Source organism: Hydrogenophaga sp. IBVHS1, assembly GCF_002127265.1.
Classification (GTDB): Bacteria; Pseudomonadota; Gammaproteobacteria; order Burkholderiales; family Burkholderiaceae_C; genus Hydrogenophaga.
This window is the reverse complement of sequence record NZ_NFUU01000001.1, coordinates 2,049,284-2,068,493: the sequence shown is the minus strand read 5'-3', so window position 1 is coordinate 2,068,493 and position 19,210 is coordinate 2,049,284. Positions and strand designations below refer to the sequence as shown.

Sequence of the window (19,210 nt, the reverse complement as noted above, 5' to 3'; positions counted from 1 at the left end):
GACGGAAAAACGGAGCAGGGTTGGACTTGAGCTTGTAGGAGGCCAGATTGACCATGACGAACACCCTCGGCCTGTTGGGCCGGGGGTGCGATGGCTGATTCTAGAATGCAGGCACCCATGCCCGATGCCCCGACCGAATTGACCTCCCATCCCACCCCCCGCTGCCACGCGCTGCTGCCCTGTGCGGGCGTGGGTTCCCGGGCTGGTACTGAACTCCCCAAGCAATACCAGCCCATTGCCGGCCAGCCGCTGGTGATGCACACGCTGGCCGCGCTGCGCGCCGTGCCCCGTGTGGATCTCTGCGTGGTCGTCATCGCGCCAGAAGACGCCTGGTGGGCATCGCAGCCCGTGGGCACCTTGCTCGCGCGATGCGGCGGCGCGACCCGTGCCGAAAGCGTCTTCAACGGCCTGCTGGCCTTGCTGGAACAAGGTGCGAACGCGGAAGACTGGGTGCTGGTGCACGATGCCGCGCGCTGTCTGGTCACACCGGCGCAGGTGGACCACCTGATTGATGCCTGCCTTGGCGACGCCGTGGGTGGCCTGCTGGCACTGCCCTTGCCCGACACGCTGAAGGCCGAGGAGGGCGGCCGTGTGGCCAGCACAGTCGATCGCGTGGACAAATGGCTGGCCCAGACGCCGCAGATGTTCCGCCTGGGCGCGTTGCGGGACGCACTGGCCGCGCATCAGAAGCACGGCTTCGCTGGCGTGACTGACGAGGCCAGCGCCATGGAACTGGCCGGTCACCATCCCTTGCTGGTGCGCGGCAGCGCGCAGAACTTCAAGGTCACCTACCCCGAAGACTTCGCGCTGGCAGAAGCCGTACTCAGGAGCCGCTCATGAACACCCACCTGCCCACCTTCCGGATCGGCGAAGGCTGGGACGTCCACGCGCTCGTGACAGGTCGGCCGCTGATCATTGGCGGGGTGAACATTCCGCACACGCATGGTTTGCTCGGGCATTCCGACGCCGACGTGCTGCTGCATGCCATCACCGATGCCCTGCTGGGCGCCGCGGCGCTGGGTGATATTGGCCGTCATTTCCCCGACACCGACCCGCATTTCAAAGGCGCAGATTCCACCGTGCTGCTGGCCGAGGCGGCGAGGCGCGTGCGCGCGGCGGGTTTCGACATCGGCAATGTGGACAGCACCGTCATCGCGCAGGCACCCAAGCTCGCGCCGCACATCGGCGCCATGTGCGAGCGCATCGCCATCGCGCTGGGCGTGTCAAAAGATCAGGTCAATGTGAAAGCCAAGACTGCCGAGAAGATCGGCCCGGTGGGGGCGGGCCTCAGCATGGAGGCGCGCGCCATCGTGTTGCTGCTCAGGAAGACGCCTTGACCAGTTTCATGTGAGCCGCGAGGCCACCGGTGCTGCTGTTGGCCACCGCAAAGCGCCCACCCATGCGCGCAATGGCGCGATCCACGATGGCCAGGCCCAAGCCGGTGCCGGTGGCTGCTGTGCGAGAAACGTCGCCGCGGAAAAAGGGCTGTGTCAGTTGCTCGATCTGGTCGGGATTGACGCCCTGGCCGTAGTCCCGCAGCTTGATCAGCACGAAGTCGTCCTTGGTCTTGGCTGCGATTTCCACCCGTGTCACACCCGTGTCGGGGTCCTTGCCGTAGCGCATGGCGTTCTCCAGCAGGTTGGCGAAGACACGCTGGAGTTCCACTGCATCGCCCATCACGATGGTCTGCGTCGGAATGCTGGTGGTGATGACGGTGTTGGGGTCCTGTCCGACGGAGAAAATCGCGGCGTCCACCACCTGGTTGAGGTTCACGCGCTCGGGCTTGATGTGGTCGGGTCGCGCGTAGTCGAGGAATTTGTCGATGATGGCGTTGACCTGCTCGATGTCGGCCGCCATGTGCTCGCGCGCCTGGGGATCGTCCACGCTCATTTCGGTTTCCAGCCGCAGGCGCGCCAGCGGCGTGCGCAGATCGTGGGAGATCCCTGCGAGCATGAGCGCGCGGTCCTGCTCGATCTTGGACAGGCGCTGGGCCATCCGGTTGAAGCCGATGTTGACTTCGCGGATCTCGCTCGTGGCCACCGATTCGTTGAGCTGGCTGGCGTTGAAGTCGCCTTCGCGCACACGGCTGGCGGCAAAAGAGAGCTTCTTCAGCGGGCGGTTGATCAGCCTTGCAATCAAGGCTGCGCCAGTGAGCGAGAGCAGCGCGGCCGTGCCCAGCCAGATCAGCCAGGTGGTTCCGGCCACGGGCCCGATGCGAGAAGGATCGGTGAGCAGCCAGTAGGGGTCGTCGTCAATGGTGAACCCGATCCACAGCCCGGGCGTGCCATTCACCTCCCGCGCCACCAGCGTGTCGGGCCCGAGGCGGCCGCTGAGTCGCTCGGCCACATTGCGGCTGAGTGCGTCGGTGTTGTAGAGGCGGAAGGTGTCGGTCGGTTCACGCGGCGCGATGCGCAAGCCTTCTTCGTTGGCCAGCGTCTTGATCAGCGAGACGCGCGCAATGGCGTCCGAGTGGATCAGCGCTGCCCGGCTCAGGTTGACCAGCGAAGCGAGCTGGTTTGCACTCTGGAGTGCACGCGGTTCGTATTCAAGCGCCCGAAAGGTCTGCAGCCACGCGACGATGCAGCCCACGAGCAGCAGCGCGAGGAAGAGAAACGTGCGCCAGAACAGGCTCACGCCCCGGTTGGGGCGCATCTCCAGCGGTGCCGGCGCTGTTTCCAGCGAGGCCGGCTGGGTCTCGAACGGAACGCGTGACTCGTCGGGCATCAGGCATTGCCGTCCGGCACGAACACGTACCCCACGCCCCACACGGTCTGCAGGTAGCGGGGCGAGGCGGCATCTTCTTCAATGAGCTTGCGCAGTCGCGAAACCTGCACGTCCAGGCTGCGGTCGAAAGGCTCGAATTCCCGGCCGCGGGCCAACTGGGCCAGTTTCTCGCGCGACAGCGGCTGGCGCGGATGGCGAACCAAGGCCTTGAGCATGGCGAACTCGCCGGTGGTCAGCGGCAGGTCCACGCTGTCCTTGCGCAGCGTGCGCAAGCTGAGGTCGAACTCAAACGGGCCGAACTTGACCACCTCCTGGTCTTGCGATGGCGCACCTGGCACTTCGGTGGGCGGGCGGCGGCGGAGCACGGCATGAATGCGGGCGAGCAGCTCGCGCGGGTTGAAGGGCTTGCCGAGGTAGTCGTCGGCGCCGACCTCCAGGCCCACGATGCGATCGACGTCTTCACTTTTGGCGGTGAGCATGATGATGGGCGTGCGGTCCCCATTGGCACGCAGGCGGCGGCAGATGGACAAGCCGTCCTCGCCGGGCATCATCAGGTCGAGCACGATGAGGTCGACCGAATCGCGCTGCAGCACCCGGTTGAGGGCTTTTCCATCTTCGGCCAGCATGACCTCGAAGCCTTCCTGCATCAGGTAGCGGCGCAGCAGATCTCGGATGCGAACGTCGTCGTCGACGACGAGAACCTTGTTGGGGCGAACACTGTTTTGTGGCATGGGAGCAACTTCCGAAATATGTAACAAACTCGATTGTGGCAGCGCCAAGTGCTTGTCAGCACTCAAATTTTATTTTCCTGACACGCTGTTACAGATGTTGCCCGCGCTGGCAGCGACTTCACGGAGGGCACATCACACAATCGGCGGCATGTTCATACTTGAGCGGACCATGAAATCCATTCTGACGAGCGTACTGATGCTGTCCTTCTTCAGTCCATTGATGGCGGGACAGGACGGTCAGCGCGTGCATCCGGTGCCAACGGATGTCCCCGTGACCGTTCTGCCCATCTCCATGGGCGACAGCAGCGAGGTGCGGGGACCGATGCGCCTGCGCGATGCGCTTCGTCAGCCTTTTGATGACATGGACGACACCAGCAAGCCCTACCGCCTTTCGGTGGAAGAGCGCCAGCGCTTGCGCGAGCAGCTGCGTGACCAGCCTCCCTACGACTTCCGTTCCAAGCCATGACCTTGCCCTCGATTCGCTCGCTCAATCTCATTTCCTCCCCTTTCTCTTTCCCCAGGTTTTTTCTGCCCGCTGTCATGGCCCTTGGGCTGCTGGCAGTCGCACCGGCTCATGCGCAGGGCGTGGCCCCCGTGCCGGCCAACGTGGTGAACATCTCGGCCAGCGGCTTTATGGAAGTGCAGCAGGACTGGTTAAGCATGAGCCTGAACACCACGCGTGAAGGGCCCGACGCCGTCACGGTGCAGAACCAGCTCAAGCAGGCGCTCGACGCTGCCCTTGCAGTGGCACGTGCCAGCGCGAAACCGCAGCAACTTGAAGTGCGCACCGGTCAGTTCAGCCTGCATCCGCGTTATGGCAGCAACGGCAAGATCAATGGATGGCAGGGCAGCACCGAGTTGGTGCTGGAGGGCCGCGATTTCGCGTTGATCAGCTCCACGGCGGGCAAGATCCAGACGCTCACCATGGGCAACATGGGGTTCTCGCTTTCTCGTGAGGCGCGCCAGAAGCTGGAGGCCGACGTTCAGGCGCTTGCCATCGAGCGCTTCAAGCAGCGTGCGAGCGATGTGGCCAAGGGCTTCGGCTTCGCGGGCTACAGCCTGCGCGAAGTGGCGGTGAGTTCGGCCGACCAGGAAGGTCGTCCGATTCAGCCGCGCATGATGGCCATGGAGGCCAAGGCGGCCATGTCCGACGCCGCCGTGCCGGTGGAAGCCGGCAAATCCACCGTCAACGTGACAGTGTCAGGCTCCGTCCAGTTGCGTTAACCAACGCGAACGGAAGGCTTCACTGGGCGGCCCAGCCGCCGTCCATGTTCCACGCCACCCCACGCACGTTGTTGGCCGCAGGGGAGCAGAAGAACACAGCGAGCTCGCCCAGTTCCTCGGGCGTGGTGAACTGCATGGAAGGCTCCTTCTCGCCCAGCAGCTGGTTGGTCGCTTCTTTGTTGGACAGCCCCAGCGCGGCCGCCTTGGCGTCCACCTGTTTCTGCACCAGGGGTGTCAGCACCCAGCCGGGGCAGATTGCATTGCAGGTGACCCCGGAGGTGGCGTTTTCCAGCGCCGTGACCTTGGTCAGGCCCAGGATGCCGTGCTTGGCGGCTACATAGGCCGACTTCTCGGCAGAGCCCACCAGACCATGCACTGAAGCCACGTTGATGATGCGACCCCAATCGGCCTTTTGCATGGCCGGCAGCGCCAGGCGGCTGGCCAGGAAAGCGCTGGTGAGGTTGATGGCGATGATGGCGTCCCAGCGCTCGACGGGGAAATTCTCCACCCGGGCGACGTGCTGAATGCCCGCGTTGTTGACCAGTATGTCCACCTGCCCGAATGTGGCTGCCGCGAACGCCATCATGGCCTCGATCTCGGCGGGTTTGCTCATGTCGGCGCCGTGGTAGGCCACCTTGGCGCCCAGTGCGGCGATCTCTGCCTTGGGACCTTCGACATCACCGAATCCATTCAGAACGATGTTTGCGCCCTGGCGCGCCAGGGCCTTGGCGATGCCCAGCCCGATGCCGCTGGTGGAGCCGGTGACAAGGGCAGTCTTGTTGGCAAGCATGAGGTACTCCAGTTCCATTACGATTGGTTGAAAAGCGCTTGAAGCATTATCACGGAGGCCTTCGGCCACCTCTCCCCATGCAAGAACCATCCCTGCAGTATCTCGATGTCGGTGCACCTGCCGCCAGTACCGGCGCGCCCCGCCGAATGGCCTACTGGGACTGGGCCTGCAGGTCGGGAAATGCAGACCACGCGGTGATCTGTGTGCATGGGCTCGGGCGTCAGGGCCGCGACTTCGACACCCTGGCTCGAGCGCTCTCCGAACGCGCCCGGGTGATCGCGGTGGACGTGGCTGGGCGAGGCCAGAGCGACTGGCTGTCCGATCCCATGGGTTACCAGATTCCCACGTATGCCGCCGACCTCGCGACGTTGCTCATGAAGCTGCGCGCAGAAACCCCCGGCCTCGTGATTGATTGGGTGGGCACCAGCATGGGTGGCCTGATCGGCATGGCTCTGGCAGCGCAGCCTGGGCTGGCCATCCGCCGGCTGGTGCTGAACGACGTGGGGCCTGTGGTCCAGTGGGAAGCATTGCAGAGGATCGGCACCTATCTGGGGCAAAACCCGTCGTTCGACAATGAGGACGCCGCCGTCGAATACCTGGCTTCGATTTCCTCCACTTTCGGCCCCCATTCCGCCGAGCAATGGCGTGCTCTTTCGCTTCCCATGCTCAGGGAGCGTGAAGGCCGCTGGTGGTTGCACTACGACCCCGCCCTTGCCCTGCCCGTGAAGGCGCTGGTCAACATGCCCGACCAGGCGCAGGCGCATCAGATGGTGCGCGATGGCGAGACCGCCCTCTGGGCTCTGTACGACGCGATCACCGCGCGAACCCTTTTGTTGCGCGGGCGTCAGTCGGATCTGTTGACCGAAGCCACGGCCGCCGAGATGGGGCGCCGAGGCCCCAGAGCGGAATGCGTCGCCTTTGAAGGCGTGGGGCATGCGCCGACGCTGGTCGCGCAGGAACAGGTGGCAACCATCGAGGCCTTTCTGTGGGCCGCTTGATGACGGCGACGGGACTGTCATGAAACGATCCGCAGTACTGAACCAGCCCGAAGCCCCGGATACGCTCTCGTTGCCGGTGGTGCCATCGGCCATCGTGGCCGCCACTTCCGACAGCCTGCCCAAACAGGCCCACGCACTGGCGCGTGCGCGCGCTTTTGCCGAGCCTCTGCTCGCAGAAGCGCAGCTCGACACCGGCGAAAACATCCTTGCTCATGCCGATGCGGTGGCGGGCGTGCTCGGCGAGATTGGTGGCTCCGAGGCCATGCAGGCCGCCTCCTACCTCGTGTACGCCTGCCAGCATCTGAACAGACCACAGGAAGTGATTGCCAAAGCGTTTGGCGAAAATTTCGCCGCGCTGGCGGTGGAGACCACCAAACTGGTGCAGTTGCAGCGCCAGGCGCGCCTCAAGCACGCGGAAGTGCAGGCCAAGAAGGAAGTGGAACGGCTGGCAGCTCAGGAGCAGGACCTGCCCATGACGGCGCCTGGCAAGACGCTGGTCTCCGAGCTCGCGGCGAGCCAGACGGAAAACGTGCGCAAGATGCTGTTGGCCTTTTCGCGCGATTTGCGCGTGGTCATGCTGCGCCTGGCTTCGCGCCTGCAGACACTGCGCTACTTCGCTGCCTGCAAGGGTGAGCCCGGTGATGCTCTGGCCAGTGAGTCACTGCATGTGTTCGCACCGCTGGCCAACCGGCTGGGGATCTGGCAGATCAAGTGGGAAATGGAAGACCTGGCCTTCCGTTTCCTTGAGCCCCACACCTACAAGGAAGTGGCGCGCCTGCTGGATGAAAAGCGCGCCGAACGTGAAGCCCATGTGGAGCAGGTGCGGCAGCGGCTGGAGGAAGATCTGCTTCACCAGGGCGTGCAGGCCTCGGTGCAGGGTCGGCCCAAACACATCTACAGCATCGTCAAGAAGATGCGTGGAAAGTCGCTCGACTTCGAACAGGTTTTCGACATCAGGGCCTTGCGGGTGGTGGTGCCCGAAGTGGCAGATTGCTACGCCGTGCTGGCGCACGTGCACTCGAAGTTTTCCCCGCTGCCCGACGAGTTCGATGACTACATCGCCAAGCCCAAGGCCAACGGCTACCAGTCGTTGCATACGGTGGTGCGCGACGACCAGGGCAAAGCGTTCGAGATCCAGATCCGCACCCGCGCCATGCACGACCACGCCGAGCACGGAGTGGCCGCGCACTGGGCCTACAAGGAGGCAGGAACCAAGGGCTACGCGGGGGTGTCGGCCAGCTCGGAATACGACGCCAAGATCGCGGTTCTGCGCCAGCTGCTGGCCTGGGAGCGAGACCTGAGTGGTGCGGCGCCTGGGCTGTTTGAGGACCGCATCTACGTGCTCACGCCCGACGCGGCCATCGTCGAACTGCCCCAGGGCGCAACCGCCGTGGACTTCGCGTACACCGTGCACACCGATCTGGGTCACCGCTGCCGGGGTGCGCGGGTTGATGGCGCCATGGTGACGCTCAACACCCCGTTGCAGAACGGTCAGACGGTGGAGATCACGGCGGCCAAGGAGGGCGGGCCATCGCGTGACTGGCTCAATGCCGAGCTGGGCTATCTGGTCAGCCACCGAGCCAAGAGCAAGGTGCGCGCCTGGTTCAACGCGCAGGCCATGGAGGAGACGGTAGCGCGCGGGCGTGAGTCGGTAGAGAAGTTGCTGCAGCGAGAGGGCAAGACGGCGCTCAAGCACGACGACCTGGCCACGGCGCTGGGTCTCTCCTCCGCGCAGGAACTGTTTGAACAGGTCGGCAAGGACGAGCTCTCTCTGCGGGCGATCGAGGTGCACCTTCGCCCGCCCGAGCCGGAGGCGCCCTCGGAAGTGCCGGTCTGGCTGAGAAAGCCGCGCAAATCGGCAGCGCAGACGGGTGGCGGTGTGCTGGTGGTGGGCGTGGAATCGCTCATGACACAGCTCGCCAGGTGTTGCAAGCCGGCCCCGCCCGATGAGATCGGTGGCTTCGTCACCCGCGGCAAAGGTGTGAGCATCCACCGCAGCGACTGCACCGACTTCGCCCACCTCCAGCGCAAGAATCCCGATCGTGTGATCGAGGTGCAATGGGGTGGCCAGACCGCAGGCGGGCGTGACGCGCAACCATCCGTCTATCCAGTCGACGTGGCCATCGAGGCGCTTGATCGCCAGGGCTTGCTGCGCGACATTTCCGATGTGTTTGCGCGTGAGAAGATGAACGTCATTGGCGTGCAGACCCAATCGGTCAAGGGCATCGCCTGGATGACATTCACGATCGAGGTTCCCGATGCCCGGCAGGTGGCACGCGCCATGTCGGTGGTGGGGGATGTTGCTGGCGTGCGCGTGGTTCGACGCAAGTAAGCTTTTCTAACTGCTATACTGCGAGGCTTCGAATCGTTTGTAGGCGCGTAGCTCAGCTGGTTAGAGCACCACCTTGACATGGTGGGGGTCGTTGGTTCGAGTCCAATCGCGCCTACCAATCCGATTCTTCTTCTCGATGAGGTCATCCCTCGGAAACGCCCGGCATCACCGCTGGGCTTTTTTTTGCCCTGGCCTCGCCCTGTGCACAGGGAAAACCCATGCTCGCCCGTGGCAATCGGGTTTTTAGAATGTGCCGTATCCTCCGAGCAGACGGTGGGCGATCCGGCCCGCTCCTTCCAGAAAGTCCTGCAGTGCAAAAAACCAAGGCCGACAGCGGCGGTGAGCGAGCTCCCGCCGTGCGCGTGATCAAGAAGTACCCGAACCGGCGTCTGTACGACACCGACACTTCGTCGTACATCACGCTGGCCGAGGTGAAGGCGCTGGTGATGGACAACGAGCTGTTCGTTGTGCGCGATGCCAAGACCAACGACGACCTGACGCGCAGCATCCTGCTGCAGATCATTCTGGAAGAAGAGACAGCGGGCGTGCCGATCTTTACCGAGCAGGTGCTGGCCAACATCATTCGTTTCTACGGACACGCCATGCAGGACTTCATGGGCGCCTACCTGGAGAAGAACGTGCAGATCTTCATGGATCTGCAGCACAAGATGACCGAGCAGTCCTCCAGCGTCAATCCTGAGGCCTGGAAGCAGTTCATGAACGTCCAGTCGCCCATGATGCAGGGAATGATGGGCACCTATCTCGAACAGTCCCGCAGCGCCTTCACGCAAATGCAGGAGCAGATGCAGAAGAACAGCGAACAGATGCTGGCTGCGCTCGGACTCAAGCGCTAGTCGCGGGCCTCGGCGGGCTTCGGGCAGGTCTGAGACAATCGGGCATGTCAGAAACGCTTGCACCGCCGCCCAAGGCGGCCCCTAAAGTCGGTTTTGTCAGCCTGGGTTGCCCCAAGGCGCTGACCGATTCCGAACTCATCCTCACGCAGCTCAGCGCCGAGGGCTACCAGACTTCCAAAACGTTTGCGGGCGCCGATCTGGTGATCGTCAACACCTGCGGCTTCATCGACGACGCCGTTCGCGAGAGCCTGGACACCATTGGTGAAGCCCTGGCCGAGAACGGCAAGGTCATCGTCACTGGTTGCCTTGGCGCTCGAGAAGGCGAGGGCGGTGGCAACCTGGTGCGCCAGATGCACCCCAGCGTGCTTGCCGTGACTGGCCCGCATGCCACACACGAGGTGATGAGTGCGGTGCACGAGCACCTGCCCAAACCTCACGATCCTTTTGTGGATCTTGTGCCGCCGCAGGGCATCAAACTCACACCACGCCACTACGCCTACCTCAAGATCAGCGAAGGTTGCAACCACCGATGCACCTTCTGCATCATCCCGTCGATGCGTGGCGACCTGGTGAGCCGGCCGATTGGCGACGTGCTGACCGAGGCTCGCAAGCTGTTCGAGGCCGGTGTGAAGGAGTTGCTGGTGGTCAGCCAGGACACCTCGGCCTACGGCGTCGACGTGAAGTACCGCACCGGTTTCTGGGACGGCAAACCCGTGAAGACGCGCATGTTCGATCTGGTGCGCTCGCTCGGGGAGCTCGCGAAAGGCTATGGCGCCTGGGTGCGCTTGCACTACGTGTATCCCTATCCCCATGTGGACGACATCATCCCGCTCATGGCCGAAGGCCTGTGTCTGCCGTACCTGGACGTTCCGCTCCAGCACAGCCACCCCGATGTGTTGCGCCGCATGAAGCGTCCTGCAAGCGGTGAGAGGAACCTGGAGCGCATTGCGCGCTGGCGCGAGCTGTGTCCCGAGATCGTGGTGCGCAGCACCTTCATCGCCGGTTTTCCAGGAGAGACCGAGGCCGAGTTCGATCACCTGCTTGAGTTCTTGCGTGAGGCGCGCATTGATCGTGCGGGATGTTTTGCCTACTCGCCGGTGCCGGGTGCAACGGCGAATGCGTTGCCCGACGCGGTGCCCGATGCACTGCGCGAAGAACGTCGCGCGCGCTTCATGGCGGTCGCTGAAAACGTTTCATCGGACAAGCTTCAGCAGCGCGTGGGCGCCACCATGCAGGTGCTTGTGGATGCTGCGCCCGGCATGGGCAAGAAGGGCGGGGTGGGCCGCAGCTATGCGGACGCGCCGGAGATCGATGGCGTGGTGCGCCTGTTGCCGCCGGAGAAGATCAGCAAGACCTTGAAGGTCGGTGAATTCACCAAGGCACGTGTTGTGGCTGCGCAAGGCCATGACCTGTTGGCAGTGCCGATTTGACGGCACGTCACAAAAGGAAAAGGCCAGCAAACTTGCGTTTGCTGGCCCTTATGATTGGTGCCCAGGAGAGGACTCGAACCTCCACGATGTTACTCGCTAGTACCTGAAACTAGTGCGTCTACCAATTCCGCCACCTGGGCATTTCAGGAAAAACGAAATTATAGCAGAGCAAAAGTGAACGAAAAAAGCAGCCTGTTGGCCGAATACGAAGGTGTTGTCTCCGGTCATCGCGACGGACATGGATTTGTGATCCGCGACGATGGACAAGCCGATATCTACCTCCCGTCCAATGAAATGCGGGCGGTTTTGCACAAGGATCGCGTCAAGGCGCGCATCGTGCGGCTGGACCGCAAGGGGCGGCCCGAAGGCCGCGTGACCGAGATCGTTGAACGGTCCGATTCACCCATCATCGGACGTCTTCTTCAAGAGAGTGGCGTCTGGCTCGTGGCACCCGAGGACAAACGCTACGGCCAGGACGTGTTGATTCCCAAAGGGGCCACCGGCTCGGCCAAGCCCGGCCAGGTGGTGGTGGTCGAACTGACCGAGCCGCCGGCGCTTTACGGCCAGCCGGTCGGACGTGTGAAGGAAGTGCTGGGTGAGATCGACGACCCCGGCATGGAGATCGAGATTGCGGTGCGCAAGTACGGTGTGCCGCACGAGTTTTCTGATGCTGCCTTGGCGCAGGCCCGCGCGCTGCCCGACCATGTACGCGCAGCCGACCACAAGCATCGCGTGGACCTTCGGGATGTGCCACTGGTGACCATCGACGGCGAAGACGCGCGCGACTTCGACGATGCCGTGTATTGCGAGCCCGCCAAGGTGGGCAAGGGCAAAGGCTGGCGCTTGCTGGTGGCGATCGCCGACGTGAGCAACTATGTGGAGACCGGCTCGCCGATCGACGTAGATGCATACGACCGCGCCACATCGGTGTATTTCCCCCGCCGAGTGATCCCCATGCTGCCGGAGAAGCTTTCCAACGGCCTGTGTTCGCTGAACCCCGGTGTGGAGCGCCTCTGCATGGTGTGCGACATGCTGGTGAACGCCAAGGGCGAGGTGCACGCGTATCAGTTCTATCCTGCAGTAATGTTCAGCCACGCGCGCTTTACCTACACCGAGGTGGCCGCGATCCTGCAGAACACGCGCGGCCCCGAAGCCGCTCAGCGCAAGGCATTGGTGCCCTACCTGCTCAATCTGCACGATGTGTACCGAGCGTTGCTGATGGCGCGTGGCGAGCGCGGGGCGGTGGACTTCGAAACCACCGAAACGCAGATCGTGTGCGACGAATCCGGCCGCATCGAGAAGATCATTCCGCGCACGCGCAACGACGCGCACAAGGTGATTGAAGAAGCCATGCTCGCGGCCAACGTGTGCTCTGCCGATTTCATCAGCGAGGGCAAGCACACCGGGCTCTTCCGTGTACACGAAGGGCCCACGCCTGAGAAGCAGGAGATCCTGCGCAACTACCTCAAGGCCATGGGCGTTTCGCAGACCATTGGCGACAACCCCAAGCCCGCCGATTTTCAGCAGATCGCCAAGGCCACCAAAGACCGGCCGGAGGCGCAGCAGATTCACACCATGCTGCTGCGTTCGATGCAGCAGGCCATCTACACGCCGATCAACAGCGGCCACTTCGGCCTGGCGTTCGAGGCTTATACGCACTTCACGAGCCCGATCCGCCGCTACCCGGACTTGCTCGTGCACCGGGTGATCAAGGCCATTCTGGCGCGCAAGCGCTACGAACTGCCGGCCCTGCCTACGCCAGGTGAGGCCCACGCCAAGCTCAGCAAACGCCTGGCCAGCCGCGCCAAGCCGCTTGCAGTAGGCGAGGTGGTGAAGAAGCCCTCGGTGGACACGCTGGCCTGGCAGGCCGCCGGCCTGCACTGCAGCGCCAACGAGCGCCGCGCCGATGAGGCCAGCCGCGATGTGGAGGCCTGGCTCAAATGCAAGTACATGCGCGAACACCTCGGCGAGGAGTTCAGCGGCGTGGTGAGTTCGGTCACCAGCTTCGGTTTGTTCGTCACGCTGGATGCGATGTACGTCGAGGGGCTGGTGCACATTACCGAGCTGGGTGGCGAGTACTTCCGGTTCGACGAAGCGCGCCAGGAACTGCGTGGCGAGCGCACCGGCATCCGCTATGCGCTGGGCACTCGCGTGCAGGTGCAGGTGAGCCGTGTCGACCTGGATGGCAGGCGCATCGACTTCCGTCTGGTCAGTGGCGACGACGAACTGCTGTTGCGGGCCATGCGCGACAAGACCGGCCAGGCGGGTGCAGGCGAGGGCCCTCCGCCTTCGGGTCGCACCGACAAGTCTCGCCGCGGCCGGGATGCAGGTGCTGGCAACCGCAAGGGTGCCTCTTCCTCTGCACCGGTGCTGGAGGTGAAGTCTGCGGTGCGCAAGGCTGCGGGCAAGAAAACCGATCGTGGTGGCGCGCGCAGCCCCGCCAGCAAATCACGCAAAAGCCGTCGCTGAACGAGGAAGGCGAACGAGCATGCCCGATCGCGCAATCGCTTCCTCCCGGCGCAAATTGCCTCCCGTGCCTACCGAGCGTCCGCTGCGCATTGGTGTGTCGGCGCGGTTGCTGCATTCGGTGCCTCATGAATTGGGTTTTCGCAACAAGATCCTGCAGTACATCGAACAGTCTCTCGCGCACTGGATCATGGAACACGGCGCCGTGGCTTTCATGGTGCCGGCCGTGGCCCACGACAGCAAGCATGCGGCGCGGCATCTGAAGGTTGAGCATGTGGTGCAGGAGCTTGACGCGCTGGTGCTGCAGGGTGGCGCCGACGTGGCACCCCAGACGTACGGCCAGACGCCGATCGACCCGCGCTGGCAAGGCGATGTGGTTCGCGATCGTTACGAGCTGGCGCTGCTGCGTACCTTTGTCGCGCAGAAGAAGCCGGTGCTGGGCGTGTGTCGCGGCGCGCAGTTGCTCAACGTGGCCTTCGGCGGCACGCTGTACCAGGACATCGCCACCCAATGTCCTGCCGCGCACGCCCATGTGGAAACCGATCTGTACGACCAGCACGAGCACGATGTCACTTTTCTGCAAGGCACGGCACTCACCCGCCTGTACCCGAACGCCTCGCAGTTGCGCGTGACCAGCATTCATCACCAGGCCGTAGCGGAAATCGGCAAGGGCATGGTCGTAGAAGCGGTGTCCACGCTGGATGGCCTGGTGGAGGCCATTCGCTGGAGCGGCGATTCCTACGCTCGCGGCGTGCAGTGGCATCCGGAGTTCCACCACGGACGGGACGCGCTGGCCGACAGCTCGCCCATCATGCTCGACTTCCTGGAAGCCTCGCGAGCGGCCGCCCTGCAGCGGCTGGCCGATGGGCGTGAACCCGATCCCCGTTTGCCGCTGGCGCCGTTGCGCTTGTCCGGCGAGTGAGGCGGCGTCCGGCCTAAACTCCGCATTTACTTCTGGTTGATTCCACTCACCGCATGCGCATCGTCTTCTTCCTGCTCGAAACGCTGTTCTTCTTCCTCGTGGCGGCGGCACTGCTGCGCGCCTGGATGAACCAGTTGCGCATCCACATGTCGGCGCAGCCGGGTCGCTTCGCGATCGCCCTGACTGATTGGCTGGTGGCGCCGGTGCGCCGCATCTTGCCGCGCTCGCTGGCGCAAAGCCGCGTCGACTGGGGAAGTCTCATCGCGGCACTGCTGTTGGCGCTGATCTATGGCGTGATCTGGCTGCTGCTGGCCACCAGCGTTTCCGATCGCTCGTTTTCGGCAGAAGCTTCGCTGCTGACCGTGCTTCAAATGGCGCTGCGCCTCCTGGTGCGCACCCTGTTGCAGGGCCTCATGGTGCTGCTGATCGGCTACGCTATCTTGTCCTGGGTGCAGCCGCATTCGCCTGTGATGGCCACGCTGGAGCGCCTGTGCGGGCCGATCCTGCGCCCGGTTCGGCGAATCATTCCCTTGATCGGTGGCGTGGACCTTTCGGTGCTGGTCCTCATCATCCTGCTGCAAGTCGGCCTGATGCTGCTGGGTTAAAGCCCGGTTGAGACCCGGTTTACGCCAGGGGCCGCACCCGCGCAGCGAGGTCGCTGGCGCAAAGGGCCGATCCGGCTGGCCAATGGTCGGCCAGCCAGCCATGCTGGAACACCGCCTCTGCCACCCGGCCCAGAATCGCTGACCCCGTGGTGTCAAAAGGGCGCGCCAGCGCACTGCCCACCATGCCGGCCAGCACGTCGCCAGTGCCCGCCGTTGCCAACGCGGCATTGCCGGTTGGGTTGATCCAGGGAATCTCGCTCGGTGCCGTGATCAGCGTGCCAGAACCCTTGAGCACGCACACCACCCCGAAACCATCGGCCAGCGCCTGCGCGGCGCGCAGCCGGTCGGCCATGACCGTGTTGGTGTCGCTGCCCAGCAGGCGTGCGGCCTCCAGCGGGTGCGGGGTGAGCACCGTCGACCAGCCGCGGCCCTGGCGATCGCGCAGCAGGGATTGAAGAGACGTGTCGGTGGCGATCGCGTTGAGCGCATCGGCATCGAGCACCAGCCGCGTGGCGCCCGAGAGCACACGGGGCAACACCGTGCGCACGGCATCCCCACCACCGCAACCGCAAACCACGCAGCCCTCCCGCAGCGTCGCCCTCTCCAGCAGTCGGTCTGGCCGGCGAAACATCAACTCCGGGCTGACCGGGTCCCAGGTCAATTCGTCAACACCTGGTCCCTGAAGCAATCCCACGAAGACCCTTCCTGCACCAGCACGCAGGGCGGCTCGGGCGGCGAGCAAGGCAGCGCCCGTCATGCCCGCCCCGTTCATGGAGATGCCTTGTCCGCCGATCACGACCACGTCACCAAAGCTGCCCTTATGGCTGGCGTGGGCCCGTGCGGCTTTTTCACCCATCGGATGTTGCTGGCCAGCGAGCCATGCCGTCACAGGAGGCTCTGTCGGCGGCACGACGCCCAGGTCGTCCAGCCAGACCTTCCCGGCCGCGTCTCGCCCGTGGGCGGTGAAAAGGCCTGGTTTGAGCGTGAGAAGCGAGAGCGTGTGCCTGGGTCCTGGCCGTAAGTGCGGGGATGTGTCTGCCGTGGGTTCCAGCGCGCCGGTGTCGGCATTCAGCCCGCTGGGCAAGTCCACGCACAGAACCAGCTCGGGTGTGGTGCGCAGCAGGGAAAGCCAGGCGCCCAGTCGCCCCTCAGGAGGCCGCATGGCGCCAATGCCCATCAAGGCATCGATAGCCAGGTCGAACTCGTCTGGTGGCTGTTCGGCGAACTCCACGCCGCTCTGTTGCGCGGCCGCCAGCGCCTGGCGGGCATCGGCAGGCAGGCGGCTGTCGTCCGATGAATCGCGCGTCCAGTGGGTCACCACCACCCTTGGCGAGCCACCCTGGGCCTGCGCCCACCGATGCAGGTGGGCGGCGGCCACAAGACCGTCGCCGCCGTTGTTGCCGGGCCCGCAGGCCACCCAGATGGTTCGAGCATGCGGTCGAAGCGCCAGTGCAAGTCGAGCCACGGAGAGCCCCGCGCGGGACATCAGGGCGTGGATGGGCCGATGTGCGAGCGCCTCACGTTCGATGCGGCGGGTGGTTTCGACGTTGTACAGGGCCTCGCGCCGAGTCGCGACCACGGGCCGTGCGCCGGAGGGTCCGGTCGGGAAGTTCTGCGAGGGCACAGGGTTTGTCACTGGGTGCAAAGGATGAATCTGCTGCCATTTCATCACGTTTGCCCGTGGCCCCCGGCTCCTCAGAGTCCGAAGCGCTGGGGTGAGAACCCGACCAGATCCACGTCGGGTTCGCGTCTCTGGAGGCGATCGGCCAGAGCGCGCGCGCTGCCGCACGCGGTGGACCAGCCGCTGGCGCCGTGTCCCAGGTTGAGCCACAGGCCCGGCAGGCGGGTCGGGCCGATCAGGGCCAGGCCATCCGGAAGGGTAGCCTGCGCTCCTCGCCATTCCTGAATGCTGCCGCGAGAGCCGCCCAATCGCACGGCACCTGGAAACCAGTCGTCCAGGACCTGGTACAGGTGAGCCAGAGACGACTTGGGTGGCTCCCCCCGTGTGGCGCCGAACTCCTGGCCACCGGCCACACGCACGCGCTGTCCGAGTCGGGCGATAGAGACCCCGCTGCGCGCATCGAGCACGGCCGACAGCGGCGCATCCAGCGGCTCACGAACCGCCGCGCTGAGCGTTTGGCCGTACACCTCTTTCAATGGCAGGCGCAGTCCCAGTGGTTTCAGCAGATCCGCGCTGAACGCGCCCGCGCACACAATCACCGCGTCGAACTTCTCGGTCTGTGGGCCATTCCCGGACTCCACGGTGATCTCCACCTGGCCATCGGTGAGGGGTATGAGGGAAGACACCCGCGTGTCGAATTCGAACCGGCAGCCCATGGACTGCGCGGCCGCGCGCAGCAACAGGGCGAATTCACGGCAGTTGGCAACGCCTTCGCCGCTGAGTTCAACAGCACCGTGCAAGGGCGTTTCCAGGCTCAGAGCGGGTTCGAGCGCGCGCGCCTGCTCCGCCCCCAGCAGCTTGAAGGCGACGCCGCTTTCCCGCATGAGTGCCAGTGCAGGCTGCGCCAGGTCGGCATCGCGCTCGTCGCGCCACAGCACCAGCATGCCCTGGCTGCGGTCGTGGTCGAGTTCGCGTTCCACCGTGATGGCCAGCTGCCTTTGCTGGCTGTAGCGCAGCAAATGGTGGAGGTGTCGATGGCCTTCTGACAGCCCGCCGCCCTTGCCGGCCTGGGACCATTGCCAAAGCCACGGCCATTCACCCCAACCAGGCATCCGCGCCAGCCGCAAGCCCAAGCCAGGACGCGCGGACCAGGGCATTCGCACCCGCCGCTGCGTCCCGGTCCAGTCTGCCGTCCAGCCAGGAGCGACAAGAGCACCGGTCGCGAAGCTCGCCTCTTCGGCGATGGTGTTTCGGCGCTCGAACACCGCGACCTCGTGACCATCCAGCGTGAGTTCGTAAGCGGTGGTGACGCCCGCCACACCCGCGCCCACCACAGCGAGCTTCAAGACCGGCCTCGCGCAGCAACGATCGGCGTGGTGTGGGGCGGAACGGGAAGAGGGTCGGACGCGGGCTCGGCGGTCAGCTGTGGGTCGGTGCGGGGCGGGACGTGGGGCATGGTGCGGGGCGCAAGTGACCGTGAGGGCGGGCTGACTGTTATAATCGACAGGCTTTGCCAATGGCGGTCCTGAGCATCCCGTTCATGACGCCCTTGAAGAAGCGAAATCGCAAACCAGCCCAACCGGGTGTTGTCTGCTGCGCATGAATCCCGAAAGGTTCTGCTTTTGCTGGCGATCGGGGCTGGATTTTAGACTCAACCTCTGGAAAGTTATCTCATGCCTATCTCCATGCGCGAAATGCTGGAAGCCGGTGTCCATTTCGGCCACCAAACCCGCTTCTGGAACCCCAAGATGGCGCCGTATATCTTCGGCCATCGCAACAAGATCCACATCGTCAACCTCGAAAAGACGCTGCCTCTTTTCGAGGACGCAGCGAAATTCGTGCGTCAGCTCTCTGCCAACCGCGGCACCATCCTTATGGTGGGCACCAAGCGCCAGTCGCGCGACATCGTGGCCCAGGAAGCCCGCCGCGCCGGCGTGCCTTTCGTCGACCAGCGCTGGCTCGGCGGGATGCTGACCAACTTCAAGACCGTCAAGACCTCCATCAAGCGCCTCAAGGACATGCAGGCCCAGAAGGAAACCGGCCTTGAGAGCATGACCAAGAAGGAGCAGCTGATGTTCGCTCGCGAGATGGAAAAGCTCGAAAAGGACATCGGCGGCATCCAGGACATGACCGCCTTGCCCGACGCCATCTTCATCATCGACGTGGGCTTCCACAAGATTGCCGTGCTCGAAGCACAGAAACTTGGCATTCCGCTGGTGGGCGTGGTTGACACCAACCACTCGCCAGTCGGCATTGACTACGTCATCCCCGGCAACGACGACTCTGCTCGCGCCGTGGCGCTGTATGCCCGTGGTATCGCCGACGCGATCCTCGAAGGCCGCAGCAACGCCGTCAACGACGTTGTCAAGGCCGTGGCTGCCGAAGGCTCCGACGAGTTCGTGGAAGTGAAGGAAAACGCTCCCGCCTGAGCGCGCTTCCCCCATGAAAGAGGGGCTCATGTAGCCCCTTTTTCACAAGACAAACTGAATCATTGACATGTCCACGCCACCTCG

Annotated in this window: 17 protein-coding genes and 2 tRNA genes; 13 read left to right on the top strand and 6 right to left on the bottom strand. The window is 64.2% G+C overall.

Annotated elements, in window-relative coordinates; translation table 11 throughout:
• The first annotated feature begins 117 nt into the window (after nucleotides 1-117).
• Both ispD and ispF read left to right on the top strand, forming a co-directional pair.
• Nucleotides 118-840 carry a 2-C-methyl-D-erythritol 4-phosphate cytidylyltransferase gene (ispD, locus tag CAP37_RS09860; RefSeq protein WP_256926925.1) on the top strand — a complete coding sequence of 241 codons (723 nt, stop codon included), beginning with the start codon at nucleotides 118-120 and terminating at the stop codon, nucleotides 838-840.
• Nucleotides 837-1,337 carry a 2-C-methyl-D-erythritol 2,4-cyclodiphosphate synthase gene (ispF, locus tag CAP37_RS09855; protein WP_086123999.1) on the top strand — a complete coding sequence of 167 codons (501 nt, stop codon included), beginning with the start codon at nucleotides 837-839 and terminating at the stop codon, nucleotides 1,335-1,337. The genes ispD and ispF overlap by 4 nt, the downstream gene beginning before the upstream one ends.
• Here the strand turns inward: ispF and CAP37_RS09850 are convergent.
• Nucleotides 1,321-2,724: an ATP-binding protein gene (locus tag CAP37_RS09850; RefSeq protein ID WP_086123998.1), complete on the bottom strand. Its 1,404-nt coding sequence runs from the start codon at nucleotides 2,722-2,724 to the stop codon at nucleotides 1,321-1,323. The genes ispF and CAP37_RS09850 overlap by 17 nt on opposite strands.
• Nucleotides 2,724-3,455: a two-component system response regulator OmpR gene (gene ompR, locus CAP37_RS09845; RefSeq protein ID WP_086123997.1), complete on the bottom strand. Its 732-nt coding sequence runs from the start codon at nucleotides 3,453-3,455 to the stop codon at nucleotides 2,724-2,726. The genes CAP37_RS09850 and ompR overlap by 1 nt, the downstream gene beginning before the upstream one ends.
• A 169-nt stretch (nucleotides 3,456-3,624) precedes the next feature.
• Here ompR and CAP37_RS09840 point away from each other — a divergent pair, with 169 nt between their 5' ends.
• Complete coding sequence (locus tag CAP37_RS09840; protein ID WP_086123996.1) at nucleotides 3,625-3,921, top strand: hypothetical protein; 297 nt, start codon at nucleotides 3,625-3,627, stop codon at nucleotides 3,919-3,921.
• Between the two features lie 74 nt (nucleotides 3,922-3,995).
• On the top strand, nucleotides 3,996-4,679 hold the full coding sequence (locus CAP37_RS09835; protein ID WP_086124918.1) for an SIMPL domain-containing protein: 684 nt from the start codon (nucleotides 3,996-3,998) through the stop codon (nucleotides 4,677-4,679).
• Nucleotides 4,680-4,698: 19 nt separating this feature from the next.
• Here the strand turns inward: CAP37_RS09835 and CAP37_RS09830 are convergent, their stop codons facing one another.
• Nucleotides 4,699-5,469 (bottom strand): 3-hydroxybutyrate dehydrogenase, encoded by a 771-nt coding sequence (locus CAP37_RS09830; protein WP_086124917.1) that lies wholly within the window; start codon nucleotides 5,467-5,469, stop codon nucleotides 4,699-4,701.
• Nucleotides 5,470-5,546: 77 nt separating this feature from the next.
• On the opposite strand from CAP37_RS09830, the gene CAP37_RS09825 reads away from it, so the two are divergent.
• The 5 genes from CAP37_RS09825 to rimO all read left to right on the top strand — a co-directional run bounded on the left by CAP37_RS09825 (nucleotide 5,547) and on the right by rimO (nucleotide 11,083).
• Entirely contained in the window at nucleotides 5,547-6,467 is a 921-nt protein-coding gene (locus CAP37_RS09825; protein ID WP_179190180.1) for an alpha/beta fold hydrolase, read from the top strand.
• A 19-nt stretch (nucleotides 6,468-6,486) separates the two neighbouring features.
• The gene (locus tag CAP37_RS09820) at nucleotides 6,487-8,799 is read left to right on the top strand and encodes a bifunctional (p)ppGpp synthetase/guanosine-3',5'-bis(diphosphate) 3'-pyrophosphohydrolase (protein WP_086123995.1); all 2,313 of its coding nucleotides are present in this window, start codon (nucleotides 6,487-6,489) and stop codon (nucleotides 8,797-8,799) included.
• 41 nt (nucleotides 8,800-8,840) lie between these two features.
• Nucleotides 8,841-8,917, top strand: a tRNA-Val gene (locus tag CAP37_RS09815).
• A 130-nt stretch (nucleotides 8,918-9,047) separates the two neighbouring features.
• Complete coding sequence (gene phaR / locus CAP37_RS09810; RefSeq protein WP_086123994.1) at nucleotides 9,048-9,653, top strand: polyhydroxyalkanoate synthesis repressor PhaR; 606 nt, start codon at nucleotides 9,048-9,050, stop codon at nucleotides 9,651-9,653.
• A gap of 44 nt (nucleotides 9,654-9,697) precedes the next feature.
• Nucleotides 9,698-11,083: a 30S ribosomal protein S12 methylthiotransferase RimO gene (rimO, locus tag CAP37_RS09805; RefSeq protein ID WP_086123993.1), complete on the top strand. Its 1,386-nt coding sequence runs from the start codon at nucleotides 9,698-9,700 to the stop codon at nucleotides 11,081-11,083.
• A 55-nt stretch (nucleotides 11,084-11,138) separates the two neighbouring features.
• On the opposite strand, the gene CAP37_RS09800 is transcribed toward rimO, so the two are convergent.
• Nucleotides 11,139-11,223 (bottom strand) — tRNA-Leu (locus CAP37_RS09800).
• Between the two features lie 34 nt (nucleotides 11,224-11,257).
• Between CAP37_RS09800 and rnr the strand changes: the two genes are divergently transcribed.
• From rnr to CAP37_RS09785, 3 genes are read left to right on the top strand one after another with little or no spacing between them, the layout of a single operon-like run.
• Entirely contained in the window at nucleotides 11,258-13,552 is a 2,295-nt protein-coding gene (gene rnr, locus CAP37_RS09795) for a ribonuclease R (RefSeq protein WP_086123992.1), read from the top strand.
• Between the two features lie 19 nt (nucleotides 13,553-13,571).
• Nucleotides 13,572-14,471, top strand: coding sequence for a gamma-glutamyl-gamma-aminobutyrate hydrolase family protein (locus tag CAP37_RS09790; RefSeq protein ID WP_086123991.1), 900 nt, complete (start codon nucleotides 13,572-13,574; stop codon nucleotides 14,469-14,471).
• A gap of 53 nt (nucleotides 14,472-14,524) precedes the next feature.
• The gene (locus CAP37_RS09785; protein WP_086123990.1) at nucleotides 14,525-15,076 is read left to right on the top strand and encodes a YggT family protein; all 552 of its coding nucleotides are present in this window, start codon (nucleotides 14,525-14,527) and stop codon (nucleotides 15,074-15,076) included.
• A gap of 19 nt (nucleotides 15,077-15,095) precedes the next feature.
• Here CAP37_RS09785 and CAP37_RS09780 read toward each other — a convergent pair whose 3' ends face one another.
• Nucleotides 15,096-16,700, bottom strand: a complete 1,605-nt coding sequence (locus CAP37_RS09780; RefSeq protein ID WP_306297830.1) for an NAD(P)H-hydrate dehydratase — start codon at nucleotides 16,698-16,700, stop codon at nucleotides 15,096-15,098.
• A 71-nt stretch (nucleotides 16,701-16,771) separates the two neighbouring features.
• The gene (locus CAP37_RS09775; RefSeq protein WP_179190179.1) at nucleotides 16,772-18,043 is read right to left on the bottom strand and encodes an FAD-dependent oxidoreductase; all 1,272 of its coding nucleotides are present in this window, start codon (nucleotides 18,041-18,043) and stop codon (nucleotides 16,772-16,774) included.
• Between the two features lie 327 nt (nucleotides 18,044-18,370).
• On the opposite strand from CAP37_RS09775, the gene rpsB reads away from it, so the two are divergent.
• Nucleotides 18,371-19,126: a 30S ribosomal protein S2 gene (rpsB, locus tag CAP37_RS09770; RefSeq protein ID WP_086123987.1), complete on the top strand. Its 756-nt coding sequence runs from the start codon at nucleotides 18,371-18,373 to the stop codon at nucleotides 19,124-19,126.
• Nucleotides 19,127-19,210 lie beyond the last annotated feature (84 nt).

Excerpts from the sequence above, each read along its gene's own strand:
- ispD (WP_256926925.1), top strand. The coding sequence starts at position 118 with ATGCCCGATGCCCCGACCGAATTGACCTCCCATCCCACCCCCCGCTGC.
- ispF (WP_086123999.1), top strand. The coding sequence starts at position 837 with ATGAACACCCACCTGCCCACCTTCCGGATCGGCGAAGGCTGGGACGTC.
- CAP37_RS09850 (WP_086123998.1), bottom strand. The coding sequence starts at position 2,724 with ATGCCCGACGAGTCACGCGTTCCGTTCGAGACCCAGCCGGCCTCGCTG.
- ompR (WP_086123997.1), bottom strand. The coding sequence starts at position 3,455 with ATGCCACAAAACAGTGTTCGCCCCAACAAGGTTCTCGTCGTCGACGAC.
- CAP37_RS09840 (WP_086123996.1), top strand. The coding sequence starts at position 3,625 with ATGAAATCCATTCTGACGAGCGTACTGATGCTGTCCTTCTTCAGTCCA.
- CAP37_RS09835 (WP_086124918.1), top strand. The coding sequence starts at position 3,996 with ATGGCCCTTGGGCTGCTGGCAGTCGCACCGGCTCATGCGCAGGGCGTG.
- CAP37_RS09830 (WP_086124917.1), bottom strand. The coding sequence starts at position 5,469 with ATGCTTGCCAACAAGACTGCCCTTGTCACCGGCTCCACCAGCGGCATC.
- CAP37_RS09825 (WP_179190180.1), top strand. The coding sequence starts at position 5,547 with ATGCAAGAACCATCCCTGCAGTATCTCGATGTCGGTGCACCTGCCGCC.
- CAP37_RS09820 (WP_086123995.1), top strand. The coding sequence starts at position 6,487 with ATGAAACGATCCGCAGTACTGAACCAGCCCGAAGCCCCGGATACGCTC.
- phaR (WP_086123994.1), top strand. The coding sequence starts at position 9,048 with ATGTGCCGTATCCTCCGAGCAGACGGTGGGCGATCCGGCCCGCTCCTT.
- rimO (WP_086123993.1), top strand. The coding sequence starts at position 9,698 with ATGTCAGAAACGCTTGCACCGCCGCCCAAGGCGGCCCCTAAAGTCGGT.
- CAP37_RS09790 (WP_086123991.1), top strand. The coding sequence starts at position 13,572 with ATGCCCGATCGCGCAATCGCTTCCTCCCGGCGCAAATTGCCTCCCGTG.
- CAP37_RS09785 (WP_086123990.1), top strand. The coding sequence starts at position 14,525 with ATGCGCATCGTCTTCTTCCTGCTCGAAACGCTGTTCTTCTTCCTCGTG.
- rpsB (WP_086123987.1), top strand. The coding sequence starts at position 18,371 with ATGCCTATCTCCATGCGCGAAATGCTGGAAGCCGGTGTCCATTTCGGC.